Source organism: Pseudomonas sp. NFIX10, from assembly GCF_900111955.1.
In the GTDB taxonomy this organism is placed as follows: Bacteria; Pseudomonadota; Gammaproteobacteria; order Pseudomonadales; family Pseudomonadaceae; genus Aquipseudomonas; species Aquipseudomonas fluorescens_AA.
In genome coordinates this window covers 37,023-51,698 of the sequence record NZ_FOKH01000014.1, presented here as the reverse complement: position 1 = coordinate 51,698, position 14,676 = coordinate 37,023, and the positions used below count along the sequence as shown (strand labels likewise).

At 63.4% G+C, this 14,676-nt stretch carries 13 protein-coding genes; 10 read left to right on the top strand and 3 right to left on the bottom strand.

Features of this window, described 5'->3' with window-relative positions; translation table 11 throughout:
• Positions 1 to 6: 6 nt before the first annotated feature.
• The 3 genes from tssK to tagH form a co-directional block, all read right to left on the bottom strand.
• Positions 7 to 1,341 carry a type VI secretion system baseplate subunit TssK gene (tssK, locus tag BM321_RS14770; protein ID WP_092442975.1) on the bottom strand — a complete coding sequence of 445 codons (1,335 nt, stop codon included), beginning with the start codon at positions 1,339 to 1,341 and terminating at the stop codon, positions 7 to 9.
• A gap of 15 nt (positions 1,342 to 1,356) precedes the next feature.
• Positions 1,357 to 1,863 carry a type VI secretion system lipoprotein TssJ gene (gene tssJ / locus BM321_RS14765; protein WP_092334085.1) on the bottom strand — a complete coding sequence of 169 codons (507 nt, stop codon included), beginning with the start codon at positions 1,861 to 1,863 and terminating at the stop codon, positions 1,357 to 1,359.
• 68 nt (positions 1,864 to 1,931) lie between these two features.
• Positions 1,932 to 3,419: a type VI secretion system-associated FHA domain protein TagH gene (tagH, locus tag BM321_RS14760; protein ID WP_092442974.1), complete on the bottom strand. Its 1,488-nt coding sequence runs from the start codon at positions 3,417 to 3,419 to the stop codon at positions 1,932 to 1,934.
• Between the two features lie 418 nt (positions 3,420 to 3,837).
• Here tagH and tssA point away from each other — a divergent pair, with 418 nt between their 5' ends.
• From tssA to tssH, 10 genes are all read left to right on the top strand, one after another.
• Positions 3,838 to 4,881 carry a type VI secretion system protein TssA gene (tssA, locus tag BM321_RS14755; RefSeq protein WP_092442973.1) on the top strand — a complete coding sequence of 348 codons (1,044 nt, stop codon included), beginning with the start codon at positions 3,838 to 3,840 and terminating at the stop codon, positions 4,879 to 4,881.
• An 81-nt stretch (positions 4,882 to 4,962) separates the two neighbouring features.
• Positions 4,963 to 5,469, top strand: a complete 507-nt coding sequence (tssB, locus tag BM321_RS14750; RefSeq protein WP_003177230.1) for a type VI secretion system contractile sheath small subunit — start codon at positions 4,963 to 4,965, stop codon at positions 5,467 to 5,469.
• Positions 5,470 to 5,471: 2 nt separating this feature from the next.
• A complete protein-coding gene (gene tssC, locus BM321_RS14745) occupies positions 5,472 to 6,968 on the top strand; it encodes a type VI secretion system contractile sheath large subunit (protein ID WP_072407496.1) in 1,497 nt (498 codons plus the stop codon).
• A gap of 159 nt (positions 6,969 to 7,127) precedes the next feature.
• Positions 7,128 to 7,616, top strand: a complete 489-nt coding sequence (locus BM321_RS14740) for an Hcp family type VI secretion system effector (protein ID WP_025216165.1) — start codon at positions 7,128 to 7,130, stop codon at positions 7,614 to 7,616.
• Between the two features lie 81 nt (positions 7,617 to 7,697).
• The gene (locus BM321_RS14735; protein WP_092200509.1) at positions 7,698 to 8,153 is read left to right on the top strand and encodes a type VI secretion system amidase effector protein Tae4; all 456 of its coding nucleotides are present in this window, start codon (positions 7,698 to 7,700) and stop codon (positions 8,151 to 8,153) included.
• Entirely contained in the window at positions 8,153 to 8,578 is a 426-nt protein-coding gene (locus tag BM321_RS14730) for a hypothetical protein (RefSeq protein ID WP_092200506.1), read from the top strand. Before BM321_RS14735 ends, BM321_RS14730 begins: the two co-directional genes overlap by 1 nt.
• Complete coding sequence (gene tssE, locus BM321_RS14725) at positions 8,572 to 9,084, top strand: type VI secretion system baseplate subunit TssE (protein ID WP_058542707.1); 513 nt, start codon at positions 8,572 to 8,574, stop codon at positions 9,082 to 9,084. The genes BM321_RS14730 and tssE overlap by 7 nt, the downstream gene beginning before the upstream one ends.
• Complete coding sequence (gene tssF / locus BM321_RS14720; RefSeq protein WP_092334093.1) at positions 9,081 to 10,940, top strand: type VI secretion system baseplate subunit TssF; 1,860 nt, start codon at positions 9,081 to 9,083, stop codon at positions 10,938 to 10,940. The genes tssE and tssF overlap by 4 nt, the downstream gene beginning before the upstream one ends.
• The gene (tssG, locus tag BM321_RS14715; RefSeq protein ID WP_092168362.1) at positions 10,904 to 11,953 is read left to right on the top strand and encodes a type VI secretion system baseplate subunit TssG; all 1,050 of its coding nucleotides are present in this window, start codon (positions 10,904 to 10,906) and stop codon (positions 11,951 to 11,953) included. Before tssF ends, tssG begins: the two co-directional genes overlap by 37 nt.
• A complete protein-coding gene (tssH, locus tag BM321_RS14710; RefSeq protein WP_092442972.1) occupies positions 11,946 to 14,636 on the top strand; it encodes a type VI secretion system ATPase TssH in 2,691 nt (896 codons plus the stop codon). Before tssG ends, tssH begins: the two co-directional genes overlap by 8 nt.
• Positions 14,637 to 14,676: the final 40 nt, after the last annotated feature.

Here is a 14,676-nt window from a genome sequence, read left to right as displayed (position 1 = left end):
CGCGGTTTATCCTCGGATCGCCCAGAAAGCCAGATTCAGCCCCGGGAACTGGCCGGCGATGTGGAACGCAAAGCCGCCGGAGTTGCTCAACTGCTGCCAGTGGTCGCCGCCCCGGTCGAGTTCGTAGTAGGTGGAGCCGGCGTGGTACGGCAGTTGCCGTGGCGCCACCGGCAACGGCAGCAGGCCGATGCCCGGCAATTGCAGGTTGACCAGGTCGCGGATGTGCTCCACCGAGCCGACCTTGCTCTGCTGGCCGAAGCGGCTGCGCAGGGTTTCGGCCGGCACATCGGCGCGCACCACCAGGATGAAGCTGGCGCTGTCGAGCAAGGTCTTGTCGGCCAGCATCGCCACGTGGATGCCGTAGGCTTTCTCGACAATCGGGATCGGCGTCGCCTTGCTGTCGATCAGCATCGACAAGGCTTCGCGCAGGGCCTGCATCACCGGCGCGTAGCTGAGGGCCAGGTCATCGTGCTGGTACGGCGGGTATTGCTGCGGTCGTCGTCCGGACGCGGTGAACGTGGAGAACTCCCCGGCCAGGCTCACCAGTTCGCTGTAGAAGCGCTCGGGGTGCAGCGGGCTCAACTGGCTCAGGTGCTGGATCAGCGGTTGGGCGCGGTTGACCAGTTGCAGCAGCATGAAGTCGGCAATCTCCGAGGCGCCACCGGCACCGGACGCCACCACCCGCCCGGCCAAGGCTTCGCCGCGTTGATGCAGCAGGCCCAGCAGTTCGCTGCGAAACGCCGCCAGCGGTTTGGAGGCGATGACATCCAGCAGTGGCGGGATGTAGGTGTCGTCGAGTACCAAGGCACGGTCGGCACGTTTTTCCTTGATGCGTACCACACCGATGGCGGCGTAGTCGCCGATGCCATCCTGTTCGGTCAACAACCGCAGGGCCCGGGAGCCAAGGGCCACCGGCGCGCGGTTTTCGAACGGCGCGTTGTCGTCGCGCACTTCGCACACCTGGCTCACATAACGCGCGGCGCCGAGGTCTTCGCCTTCGTCCACGGTGTCACGGGCGCCGGCGCGCTTGAGCGGCAAGGCCAGGTACACCAGGCCATCGCGCAGGTTGTCATCGACGTTCAGCGGGGTGGGCGCCAGGTCATCCTGGGGAATGTTGAAGGGCGTACCGTCCGGCAACAGGCCCCGCGCCGAGATGATCGCCAGCTTGCCCTGGGCCAGCAGGCCCTGGTCGATCAGCAATTCGGAAAAACCCCAGGCGCCGGCCGACAATGGGCGGCTGCGTGCGTCGATGAGGTTTTCCAGGTAACGGTCATGCTGTTGGAAGTGCTGCGTTCCAATGAACATGCCTTCCGACCAGACCACGCGATTGTTCCAGGACATGGGGGCTCCGATTGCTTATTGGGCAGGGCTGGATGGGGGAACGACGACGGCGCTGCGCACGGCGCGCACATCGAGGCTGATCTGGTATTCGGTGTATTCGCGCGCCGGGACATTCATCACCGTGCGCCACAACGACTGGTCCAGCTCGCGATAGCCCACCAGTATTCCGATGTGCCGCGTGGCCGGGTCGAGGTCGCGCTGCAGGCTCAGTTGCTGGCCGGGCTGGATCAGCACCTCGTCCTGGTCGATCAGGTCGGCGCCCAGCGTGGCCTGGGCCCGCTCGGCCAGGGCGAAATAATCGGAACGGCCAAAGGTCGCGGCATTTTTCAGTTCGAAAATGCGCACCCGGACCGGGGCTGGCTGGCCAGTGGCACCGGGGTTGAGCCCGGAGATGGCATGAAAGTGCAACTCGACGGCGGCGGTGTCGGCCTCAGCTTCTTCGGGCTGGGGGTTGGCCGCATCCTTGGCGCACGCCGTCAGCAGAAGCGCGGTGGCGACTGCGAGTAAAAACCTGGGAATCATCCTGCGTCCTCAATGACGTTTGAGCTATCCGTTGTTGGCTGATCAATATTGTTATGGGACGGCGCCGCTCAACGGCGTCGCTGTCGTGTGCTGTGTTCTTCGTAGGCGCGACTGAACTCGCGACCGAACAGGTCCTGGAAATCCTCCTGGGCTTCCTGGGAAATGTTGCTGTAGAGCTCGGTGAACTGCTGCCAGTACTGGGCCTGCCGCGAACCGCTGAAAATACCCGAAAGCCCACCGGGCTTGGCCATGCGTTCTTCCAGTTGCGCCGGCTCGAAGCGCCCCAGCAAATGCTTGATGGCCGCTTCCACACCGGCCATTACCGCCAGTTGGTGGGCGCGCAAATCGTCGAAACTGTCACGCACCGCCGCGTCCGGGGCCATGAACGCCTGGTTGCCGTGGCGCAACAGCAACAGCAAGGCTTCATCGACATTGGGGGCGAACTTCAGCGGGTTGTTTTCCACCGGCTGGATCATCGTCTGCTGGATGCGGAACTCACCCTTGAGGCTGCTGCGGGCGCGCAAGACATCGATCAGGCCTTCGACCATCAAGCGATAACTGCGCCCGATGTTTTCCATCTGTGCTTCGGCATTGGCCTTGTCCAGGCGCAACTGGTCCAGCCCGGCACCGCGCAGGAAGGCTTGCAGCAAGTCGGGTTGGGCGGCCTCGGCCGGGGCAACTGGAGCAACTGGAGCAACTGGAGGTGCGACCGGGGCCTCGACGCGGGTCACCGGCGCTTCATGCACGGGCGCCGGCGGCGGTGCACTGATTCCAGCAAAAATGTCGACGAGCGGAGGCTGCGGAACAGGGGGCGCGACCGGCTCAACCACCGGCGGTAGCGGCACCGGCGGCGGGGTCACGGGCAGCGGGGCAACCGCCATCGGTGCAGGCTTGTCGCTGAACGGGTCCCAGTCATCCGGAATCACCGAGACAGACGGCGGTACAACCGGCTCGACCACCGGTGGCGGGTTCGGCCGGGCAATTGGCGTCGGCGGGCGGAAGTTGTGTTGCTCGGCCGGGACATGGTCAGGCTGGGTGGCCGGCGGGACACTGCTCGGGGTCAAGAAGTCGAACAGGTCCGGCAGGGTGTCCATGGCCGACACGCCCTGGAAATGCGCAGGCGAGGCCACCTGGATCGGCGACGGCGTACGCGCGGCGGCGCTCTGCTGCCCCATCAAGGCCTCGAAGCTGCTGGGCGATTCGGCGAACGGATTGCTGTCGGTGACCGGCAGGTTGAAATCGACGCGGGCCTGGATTTCATAATCACCAATGCGGATCACTTCGCCGTCTTGCAGGGGCTCGCTGTTGCCCTTGCGCAAGCGAACGCCGGCCTTGACCAATTCCACACCATTGGTGCTGTGATCGGTCAAATAATAACGCCCGTCTTTGTATTGGATAACGCAATGTTTACCGGAAACCAGGCGCTCGGGGTCCGGTAATACCCAGTCATTATCGGAATTACGGCCAATTGCCATCACCCCCTGGTTCATGGACTTTTCGGAACACTGGCCTGGGGTAATTTTGTGATAACTAGTGATAGTCAAACACAGCGGCATCTTGCCTCCTTGCTGAATACTTCGCGCGCGGCGGGGGGGTGAGAGGGTTCAGGCCCTGACGACCCGCCGGCAACCTGCCAGCAACCGTAACAACGGCTTTTTGCCAGCATGATTGCTGATCATAACCGCCTTGCGTGACAAAAACCCCACGTCAGTTGCCACTTCGACCGGCAGGTCGGGCAGGCTGTTAAGCGCATCACAACTGTTACATAGGGCATACACAGGCGAAATAGCTTACCTTGACAAGCGATAAGTACTACACCAAAAATGCACAACTTCTTGAATATACATGATGGCACTTTAAGATCATCACGAGTCTAAAGGGCCATTACCGTCAAGGAACATGTGAAGTTTCATCCGAAACTTGCGTGTGAACTGCCCGACTTCTATCAAGCGGGTGATAGGGAGATCGATCCAAGTGGATGTGCCTTTGCTGCTCGCCGCCGTTTCCGCGACTTCGCCGTGTGGTGAAGATCTGGAATATGATGCGGATTTCCTGCGCCTGGAACGCGACTCCCGGGGCCAGCCCGAGCGCAGCATGGGCGATTCGATCCTGCCTGCCGAACCTCCTGAGTGGCGCAGCATCCAGCAGCAAAGCCTGGACTTGCTGCAGCGCAGCAAAGACCTGCGCATCACCCATTTCCTGATGCAAAGCTCCCTGGCCCTCGAAGGCCTGCCGGGCATGGCCCGTGTGCTGACGCTGATCAGCGAACTGCTCAAGCAATACTGGGCCGAACTGCATCCGCGCCTGGACGCCGATGACGACAACGACCCCACTGTGCGCATCAATGCCCTCGCCGGTCTCACCTCCGATCTCACCATCCGCCTGCTGCGTGAAAGCATCCTGACCCGTTCGCGGACCTTCGGTGCCGTCAGCCTGCGCGCCGCCGCCAACGCCAGTGGCCTGCAAAGTTTCCCGGATGAAAACCTCGGGGCCGAACAGCTCGCCGGAGCCCTGCTCGACAGCGACCCCGAACAACTGGAAATCACCCGCGCCGCCCTGCTCGAAGCCCGTAGCGCCGCCGAAGCCATCGAACAGCAGGTCAGCGACCAGGTCGGTTCCGCCCAAGGCGTGGACCTCGGCCCGTTGAAGCAACCTTTGAAGATGGCCCTGCAGATTCTCGGCCAGTTCGCCCCGCAGAGTGGCGACAGCGCCCAGGCCGATGCCGTCAGCGATAACAGCGCAGCGCCCAGTGAGCATGCAAATGTCACAAGCTCACCGCGCAACACCAATAACAGCACCAGCACCGTCAGCGGCGACATCAACAACCGCGACGACGTGCTGCGCAGCCTGGACCGGATTCTCGCTTACTACACCCGTCATGAGCCCTCCAGCCCGTTGCCGGTGCTGTTGAACCGGGCCAAGCATCTGGTGCACGCCGATTTCGCGGCCATTGTGCGCAACCTGATTCCCGACGGCATGAGTCAATTTGAAAACCTGCGCGGCCCAGACAGCGAATAAAAAGCGAGCGGATCACGCAGTCACGTCACCGGTACCCCCGATGACGCCAACACCGTCGCTCAAGCGACCAGGAGCAGCAACGTGGCGAAGCAAAGTTCTCAGAAATTCATCGCGCGCAACCGCGCGCCTCGAGTGCAGATCGAGTACGACGTCGAGCTCTACGGCGCCGAGAAAAAGGTCCAGTTGCCCTTCGTCATGGGGGTAATGGCCGACCTCGCCGGCAAGCCCGCCGAGCCTCTGGCCCCAGTGGCCGACCGCAAGTTCCTCGAGATCGACGTCGACAACTTCGACTCGCGCCTCAAGGCCATGCAGCCGCGCGTGGCGTTCCATGTGCCTAACGAACTGACCGGCGAAGGCAACCTGAGCCTGGACCTGACGTTCGAAAGCATGGACGACTTCAGCCCGGCGGCCGTTGCCCGCAAGGTCGACTCGCTGAACAAGCTGCTCGAAGCGCGCACCCAGTTGGCCAACCTGCTGACCTACATGGACGGCAAGACCGGCGCCGAAGAAATCATCATGAAGGCGATCAAGGACCCAGCGCTGTTGCAGGCCCTGGCGAGCGCGCCGAAGCCAGCACAGGACCAATGATCATGACTGACAATACAGCCCGCGAAGGCGCACAGAACCTGGGCGCAACCCAAGAAACCAGCGAGTTCGCGTCCCTGCTGCTGCAAGAATTCAAACCCAAGACCGAGCGTGCCCGCGAAGCCGTTGAAACGGCCGTGCGCACCCTGGCCGAGCAGGCCCTGGCGCAGACCGACCTGGTGTCCAACGACGCCATCAAGTCGATCGAATCGATCATCGCCGCCATCGACGCCAAGCTCACCGCCCAGGTCAACCAGGTCATCCACCACCCCGACTTCCAGCAACTGGAAAGCGCCTGGCGTGGCCTGCACTACCTGGTCAACAACACCGAGACCGATGAGCAGCTCAAGATCCGCGTGCTCAACATCTCCAAGACCGACCTGCACAAGACCCTGAAGAAATTCAAGGGCACCGCGTGGGACCAGAGCCCGATCTTCAAGAAGATGTACGAAGAAGAATACGGCCAGTTCGGCGGCGAGCCTTACGGCTGCCTGGTGGGCGACTACTACTTCGACCAGTCGCCACCGGATGTCGAACTGCTGGGCGAGCTGTCGAAAGTCTGCGCGGCCATGCACTCCCCGTTCATCGCAGCGGCATCGCCGACCGTGATGGGCATGGGCTCGTGGCAGGAACTGTCGAACCCGCGCGACCTGACCAAGATCTTCACCACCCCGGAATACGCCGGCTGGCGCTCGCTGCGTGAATCGGAAGACTCGCGCTACATCGGCCTGACCATGCCGCGTTTCCTGGCGCGCCTGCCTTACGGCGCCAAGACCGACCCGGTGGAAGCCTTCGCCTTCGAAGAAAACACCGACGGCGCCGACAGCTCCAAGTACACCTGGGCCAACGCCGCCTACGCGATGGCGGTGAACATCAACCGTTCGTTCAAACACTTCGGCTGGTGCTCGCGCATCCGTGGCGTTGAATCGGGCGGCGAAGTGGAAAACCTGCCAGCCCACACGTTCCCGACCGACGACGGTGGCGTGGACATGAAGTGCCCGACCGAAATCGCCATCTCGGACCGCCGTGAAGCGGAACTGGCGAAGAACGGTTTCATGCCACTGCTGCACAAGAAAAACACCGACTTCGCCGCGTTCATCGGCGCCCAGTCGTTGCAGAAACCGGCCGAATACGACGACCCGGACGCCACCGCCAACGCCAACCTGGCCGCGCGCCTGCCGTACCTGTTCGCCACCTGCCGGTTCGCCCATTACCTGAAGTGCATCGTGCGCGACAAGATCGGCTCCTTCAAAGAGAAGGACGAGATGCAGCGCTGGTTGCAGGACTGGATCCTCAACTACGTCGACGGTGACCCGGCGCACTCCACCGAGACCACCAAGGCCCAGCACCCACTGGCAGCGGCCGAAGTGATCGTCGAAGAAGTCGAAGGCAACCCGGGGTACTACAACTCCAAGTTCTACCTGCGCCCGCACTACCAGCTCGAAGGGCTGACCGTGTCGCTGCGCCTGGTATCGAAACTGCCGTCGGCCAAGGGCGCATAACACCGACCTTGATGTGATCGTTCCCACGCTCTGCGTGGGAATGCCGCCCGGGACGCTCTGCGTCCCCGTGACGCGGAGCGTCACCCGATACGTTACCACGCAGAGCGTGGGAACGATCAACAAAACACAATGTGGTTAGAAACCACACAGGGAGAAAACATGGCTGTTGATATTTTCATCAAGATCGGCGACATCAAGGGCGAGTCCATGGACAAGGCCCACAAGGACGAGATCGACGTCCTGAACTGGAGCTGGGGCATGTCCCAGTCCGGCAACATGCACGTGGGCAGTGGCGGTGGTGCAGGCAAGGTCAACGTCCAGGACCTGTCGCTGACCAAGTTCGTCGACAAGGCTTCGCCAAACCTGATGATGCACTGCGCCAGCGGCAAGCACATCGACAAGGTCAAGCTGACCGTGCGCAAGGCCGGCGGTGAAAGCCAGGTCGAGTACATGATCATCAACCTGGAAGAAGTGCTGGTCACTTCCCTGAGCACCGGCGGCTCGGGTGGCGATGATCGCCTGACTGAAAACGTCACCCTGAACTTCGCCAAGGTGCTGGTGGACTACCAGCCACAGAAAGCCGACGGCACCAAGGAAGGCGGTCCGGTCAAGTTCGGCTGGAACATCCGTCAGAACGTCAAGGTGTAATCGAAAATACCCCCGGTGCCACGCGCCGGGGGTGTTTGGTGCTTGCTCGAATCCAATCTGTTCCCTTTCGGTGTCTGAGTCATGGCCAAGCCTTCGTTTATCAATTTGTGGAAAGCCTATTCCGACCTGCTGGTTGCCCATCCTGACGCAAAACCCTGTGACGGTCCCTGGGCAAACCAATGCGCCATACGCATGAGCCTGACGCTCAATGCGGAGAAAACCATCAAGGTCAACAAATCCACCTACACCAAAGATCCCTTGTGCAAGCATGAACACGCCAGGGGCGCCGAATCATTGGCGAACTGGTTGTGGAAGCACCACCTGGGCGCTCCAACCAGACTCAGTAACAGCACCGAAAACCGACGCACGTTGATGGGCAAGACCGGCCTGATTTTCTTCAAGGACTGCTTCCAGCAATCAGGCGAGACTGCCGAAGGTCGTAGCGGCGACCATATCGATCTGTGGAACCGTGGCCTGACCCAAACCAGCGACCTTTTCTATCGATCCAAGGAGATCTGGTTCTGGGAGCTCACTTAATGAACAAGGCCTTGTTCGCCCTATGCCTGACGACGAGCCTGGTCAGCCTGAGTGCATGCGCCGAGCATGCGGGGACGCCGACGACCCAGGCGGTTTTCGTGGGCCAGCCACTCAGCCTGGTTGACGATCAGGGCCAATGCACGCTGGTCAGACCCGACCAGAGTCGCATGAAGCTGGACATGGAATGGCCGTGCGGCTTCAGCCTGGACAAACAGCAGAAACTGCGCGTGGAAATGTTCAACAACATCCCGATTTTTGCGGTCTGGCGCAGCGAACACATGCCCGCCCCCAGCCGCGATTGTCTGAGCAAAATGCAGGCTATCCGTCAGATGCCAGAAGGTTTCGAGGCGGGGACGGTCAGCCTGTATGCAGCTTGCGGCGCCGGCGGAGACCAGAAAATGTACGTGGCACCCTTTACGTGGTAACCGAAATCGCCACCCGCGATCGCCTCCAACCCTCCCTACTGGACCGGTTGACCGACGACGATCCGACCAACCCCAAGGAAAGCGCCGACAAACGCGTGCTGTCCCTGACCCAATTGAAAGCCTCGGTGCTGCGTGACCTGGCGTGGCTGCTCAACACCACGTCATTGCTCGACGCCGATGCCACGCTGCACACCCCGGCGGGCACCTCGGTGGTGAATTTCGGCCTGCCGGCGCTGGCCGGCAACAGCGCGTCGAACGTCGATGTCTCGGCCCTGGAAACCTTGATCCACCAGGCCATTGCCACCTTCGAACCGCGCATCCTGCGCCACACCCTGCGGGTGCGGGCCCGGGCGACGGCCGAGATGAACCACAACGCCTTGAGTTTCGAAATCGAGGGCGACCTCTGGGCCCAGCCGGTGCCCCTGCGCCTGATGCTGCAGACCGACCTGGACCTGGAAACCGGCCATGTGCGCGTGGTCAACGCCGACCAGCGGAGACGCTCATGAACCCGCGCCTGCTGGAGCTGTACAACCAGGAACTGCACCACGTGCGCGAAAGCGCGGCGGAGTTCGCCAAGGAATACCCGAAGATCGCCAGTCGGCTGACGTTGTCCGGCATGGACTGCGCCGACCCATATGTCGAGCGCCTGCTGGAAGGCTTCGCCTACCTGACGGCACGGGTGCAGCTCAAGCTCGACGCCGAGTACCCGACCTTCACCCACAACCTGCTGGAAATCGCCTACCCCCATTACCTGGCGCCGACACCGTCGATGACCGTGGTGCAGATGCAGGCCGACCCGGACGAAGGCTCGCTGAGCAGTGGTTTCCCGCTGCCCCGCGATACCGTCCTGCGCGCCGCCCTGGGTCGCGAAACCCAGACCTGCTGCGAGTACCGCACCGCCCACGCGGTGACGTTGTGGCCGTTGCAGGTCAGCCAGGCTGAATACTTCGGCAACCCATCCGTGGTGCTCGGGCGCCTGGCCGCCAGCGAGCCCAAGGCCAAGGCCGGGCTGCGCATCACCCTGCGCACCGGCGCCGAACTGCCGTTCAACAGCCTGGCCCTGGACAACCTGCCGCTGTATTTGAGCGGCGCCGACGAGCAGCCCTTCCGCCTCTACGAACAACTGCTGGGCAATGCCTGCGCGGTGTTCGCCCGCAAGCCCGGCGGCGACTGGGTGGAGCGCCTGCCCCAGGATGCGTTGCGCTCACGCGGCTTCGACGACGCCGACGCCGCGCTGCCGGTGGTGTCCCGGGCCTTCCAGGGCTATCGCCTGTTGCAGGAATACTTCGCCCTGCCCCACCGCTTCCTGTTCGTCGACTTCACCCAGTTGAGCCGCGCGGTCAAACGCTGCGACGGCCAGGAACTGGAGTTGATCGTGCTGTTCGACCGTCACGATCCAAGCCTGGAAGGCAGCGTCGGCGCTTCGCAATTCCTGCCGTTCTGCACCCCGGCCATCAACCTGTTCCCCAAGCGCCTGGACCGCATTCATTTGTCGGAGCGGGTCAACGAACACCACGTGATCGCCGACCGCACCCGGCCGATGGATTTCGAAGTGCATTCGCTCAGCGGCCTCACCGGCCACGGCACCGGGCCGGAGCAACCGTTCTTGCCGTTCTACGCCGTGCGCGACCCGTCCCGCTATGGCCGCGACCTGGCCTACTACACCGTGCGCCGCGAACCGCGCGTGCTGTCCAGCGACCAGCGACGCAACGGCCCGCGCTCGACCTACATCGGCAGCGAAACCTTCGTCAGCCTGGTGGACAGCCAGCAAGCGCCCTACCGCCACGACCTGCGCCAACTGGGCGTGACGGCGTTGTGCACCAACCGCGACCTGCCGCTGTTCATGAGCGTGGGCAACGGCAAGACCGACTTCACCCTGGCCGATAGTGCGCCGGTGGGCGCGGTGCGCTGCGTGGCCGGGCCGAGTCGGCCACGGGCCAGCCATGCCCACGATGCCAAGGCCTGGCGGCTGATCAGCCAATTGTCGCTGAACTACTTGTCGTTGAGCGAACAAGGCCAAGGCGCCGCCGCCCTGCGGGAACTGCTGCGCCTGTACGGCGACAGCAACGACGCGGCGCTGCAATTGCAGATCGAAGGCCTGCGGGAAGTCAGCAGCAAGGCTTGCACCCGGCGCTTGCCGATGCCCGGCCCGATCGTGTTCGGTCGGGGCCTGGAGATCACCCTGGAATTCGATGAAAACGCGTTTCGCGGCACCGGGGTGTTCCTACTCGGTGCGGTGTTCGAGCGCTTCCTGGCACGCTACGTGTCGATCAACAGTTTTACCGAGACGGTGATCCGTACCACCGAACGCGGCGAGATCATGCGATGGAAAGCCAAGCCCGGACGTCGTCCGACCCTGTGAGTACCCTGGAGGCGATGCACCAGGAACCCTGGGAATACGACTTCTTCCAGGCGTTGCGGCGCATCGAGTGCGAATCCCCGGAGCTGCCGCGCCTGGGCCATTCCCTGCGCCTGGCCGATGACCCGTTGCGCCTCGGGCAACAGGCCGACTGCACCTTCGCCCCGGCCACCCTCGCCTCGGTGCAACCGGGCGGCGACGGTACGCCGGCGCGCCTGGAGCAATTCTTCTTCGGCCTCGGCGGCCCCAACGGCCCGATGCCGCTGCACATCACCGAATACGTGCGCGAACGCCAGCGCAACAACGCCGACAGCACCAGCAAGCGCTTCCTCGATGTGTTTCACCATCGCCTGCTCAGCCTGTTCTACCGGGCCTGGGCCGAAGCGCGGCCGACCGTCAGCCATGACCGCCCGGACGATGACTATTGGTCGGCACGCCTGGCGGCGCTCAGCGGCCGGGGCATGCCAAGCCTGCTCAACCAGGGGCTGATCCCCGACACGGCGAAGCTGCACTACAGCGGCCACCTGTCGGCGCAAACCCGTTACCCGGACGGCTTGAAGGCGATTCTCAGCGAGTACTTCGGCCTGCCGGTGGAGATCGAAGAATACGTCGGCCAATGGCTGGAGCTGCCCGAACGCAGCCGCGTCGGTGTCAACGCCCGACTGGGCGTGGACTTCTGCCTGGGCCGCTTCGTGTGGGATCGCCAGCACAAATTCCGCATTCGCCTGGGGCCACTCAAGCTCGTCGACTACATGGGCATGCTGCCGGGCAGCCAACCGTTCAACGAGCTGGTGGCCTGGGTCGCCGAATACCTGGGCCATGAGTTGGACTGGGACCTGAACCTGGTCCTGGAACAGCCCGAAGTCCCGGCGCTGCAACTCAACGGTCGCTTCCGCCTGGGGTTCAATACCTGGCTGGGTCGCCCCGAAACCGATGCCAACGATCTAATACTGGCCCGGCATTACGCCGAACAGGCCAACACCTCACAGACCTCAAGGAGCCATGAGCATGGGTGAAATCAGTCGCGCCGCGTTGTTCGGCAAACTCAACAGCGTGGCCTACAAAGCCATCGAAGCCGCCACCGTGTTCTGCAAGTTGCGCGGTAACCCTTATGTGGAACTGGCCCACTGGTTTCACCAGTTGCTGCAACTGCAGGACTCGGACCTGCATCGCATCATCCGCCAGTTCAACATCGAGCCGGCGCGCCTGGCCCGTGACCTCACCGAAGCCCTCGACCGTCTGCCACGGGGGTCGACGTCGATCACCGACCTGTCCTCCCACGTCGAAGAAGCCGTGGAACGCGGCTGGGTCTACGGCAGCCTGATGTTCGGCGAAAGCCAGGTGCGCACCGGTTACCTGGTGCTGGGCATCCTCAAGACGCCGAGCCTGCGCCACGCCCTGCTGGGGCTGTCGTCGGAGTTCGACAAGGTCAAGGTCGAAGCCCTGAGCGAGCGCTTTGACGAATACGTCGGCGACTCGCCGGAAAACGCCCTGACCGCCAGCGACGGCTTCAATGCCGGCGCCGTGCCGGGCGAAGCCAGCGGCGCCATGGCCCCCAGCGCCATGGGCAAGCAGGAAGCCCTCAAGCGCTTTACCGTCGACCTCACCGAGCAGGCCCGCAGCGGCAAGCTCGACCCCATCGTCGGCCGTGACGAAGAGATCCGCCAATTGGTGGACATCCTCATGCGCCGCCGGCAGAACAACCCGATCCTCACCGGTGAAGCCGGCGTGGGCAAGACCGCCGTGGTCGAAGGCTTTGCCCTGCGCATCGTCGCCGGCGACGTGCCGCCGGCCCTCAAGGACGTGGAACTGCGCAGCCTCGACGTGGGCCTGTTGCAGGCCGGCGCGAGCATGAAAGGCGAATTCGAACAGCGCCTGCGTCAGGTCATCGAAGACGTCCAGGCCTCGCCCAAGCCGATCATCCTGTTCATCGACGAAGCCCACACCCTGGTGGGTGCCGGTGGCGCCGCCGGCACGGGCGACGCGGCCAACCTGCTCAAGCCGGCCCTGGCCCGCGGCACCTTGCGCACCGTGGCGGCCACGACCTGGGCCGAGTACAAGAAACACATCGAAAAAGACCCGGCCCTGACCCGCCGTTTCCAAGTGGTGCAAGTGGCCGAGCCGTCGGAAGACAAAGCCCTGCTGATGATGCGCGGCGTGGCCTCGACCATGGAACAGCACCACCAGGTGCAGATCCTCGACGAAGCCCTGGAAGCCTCGGTCAAGCTGTCCCACCGCTACATTCCCGCGCGCCAGCTGCCGGACAAATCCGTGAGCCTGCTGGACACCGCCTGCGCCCGCGTCGCCATCAGCCTGCACGCCGTGCCCGCCGAAGTGGACGACAGCCGTCGGCGCATCGAAGCGCTGGAAACCGAGCTGCAAATCATCGCCCGTGAGCACGCGATTGGCGTGGTCATCGGCACTCGCCAGAGCCACAGCGAAAGCCTGTTGAGCGCCGAACGCGAGCGCCTGGCCGAGCTGGAAAGCCGCTGGGCCGAAGAGAAAACCCTGGTGGACGAGCTGCTCGCCACCCGCGCCACCTTGCGCGAACGCGTCGGCGTGGTGGACAGCGAAGACGCCAGCGAAGCTGCCGACAATGAAAGCCACGCCCTGCGCGAGAAACTGGTGGACCTGCAACAGCGCCTGACCGCCCTGCAAGGCGAAACCCCGCTGATTCTGCCCACCGTGGATTACCAGGCCGTGGCCTCGGTGGTCGCCGACTGGACCGGTATCCCGGTGGGCCGCATGGCCCGCAACGAACTGGAAACCGTGCTCAACCTCGACCAGCACCTGAAAAAACGCATCATCGGCCAGGACCATGCCTTGCAGATGATCGCCAAGCGCATCCAGACCTCCCGCGCCGGCCTCGACAACCCGAGCAAGCCGATTGGCGTGTTCATGCTCGCCGGCACCTCCGGCGTGGGCAAGACCGAAACCGCCCTGGCCCTGGCCGAAGCCATGTACGGCGGCGAGCAGAACGTCATCACCATCAACATGAGCGAGTTCCAGGAAGCCCACACCGTGTCCACCCTCAAGGGCGCGCCACCGGGCTACATCGGCTACGGCGAAGGCGGCGTGCTGACCGAAGCCGTGCGGCGCAAACCGTACAGCGTGGTGCTGCTGGACGAGGTGGAAAAAGCCCACCCGGACGTGCATGAAATCTTCTTCCAGGTGTTCGACAAAGGCGTGATGGAGGACGGCGAAGGCCGGGTGATCGACTTCAAGAACACCTTGATCCTGCTGACCACCAACGCCGGCACCGAGCTGATCGCCGACGTCTGCAAAGACCCGCAAAACGTGCCCGAGCCGGAAGAAATCGCCAAGGCCCTGCGCCAGCCGCTGCTGGAGATTTTCCCGCCGGCCTTGCTCGGCCGCCTGGTGACGATCCCGTACTACCCGCTCAGCGACGAGATGCTCAAGGCCATCACTCGCCTGCAGCTCAACCGCATCAAGAAGCGCGTGGAGAGCACCCACAAAGTGGCCTTCGACTACGACGACGCGGTGATCGATTTGATCGTCTCGCGTTGCACCGAAACCGAAAGCGGTGGACGTATGATCGACACCATCCTGACCAACAGCCTGCTGCCGGACATGAGCCGCGAGTTCCTGACCCGCATGCTCGAAGGCAAGGCCCTGGCCGGCGTGAGGATCAGCGCCGTGGACAACGAACTGCAGTACGATTTCAGCGACGCGGCCTGACGGTAAGGAACACTGCAAAACCCTGTGGGAGCGAGCTTGC

Coding starts and splice junctions, on each gene's coding strand:
- tssF (WP_092334093.1), top strand. CDS start 9,081: ATGAACCCGCGCCTGCTGGAGCTGTACAACCAGGAACTGCACCACGTG.
- tagH (WP_092442974.1), bottom strand. CDS start 3,419: ATGCCGCTGTGTTTGACTATCACTAGTTATCACAAAATTACCCCAGGC.
- tssG (WP_092168362.1), top strand. CDS start 10,904: ATGGAAAGCCAAGCCCGGACGTCGTCCGACCCTGTGAGTACCCTGGAG.
- BM321_RS14740 (WP_025216165.1), top strand. CDS start 7,128: ATGGCTGTTGATATTTTCATCAAGATCGGCGACATCAAGGGCGAGTCC.
- BM321_RS14730 (WP_092200506.1), top strand. CDS start 8,153: ATGAACAAGGCCTTGTTCGCCCTATGCCTGACGACGAGCCTGGTCAGC.
- BM321_RS14735 (WP_092200509.1), top strand. CDS start 7,698: ATGGCCAAGCCTTCGTTTATCAATTTGTGGAAAGCCTATTCCGACCTG.
- tssK (WP_092442975.1), bottom strand. CDS start 1,341: ATGTCCTGGAACAATCGCGTGGTCTGGTCGGAAGGCATGTTCATTGGA.
- tssJ (WP_092334085.1), bottom strand. CDS start 1,863: ATGATTCCCAGGTTTTTACTCGCAGTCGCCACCGCGCTTCTGCTGACG.
- tssH (WP_092442972.1), top strand. CDS start 11,946: ATGGGTGAAATCAGTCGCGCCGCGTTGTTCGGCAAACTCAACAGCGTG.
- tssC (WP_072407496.1), top strand. CDS start 5,472: ATGACTGACAATACAGCCCGCGAAGGCGCACAGAACCTGGGCGCAACC.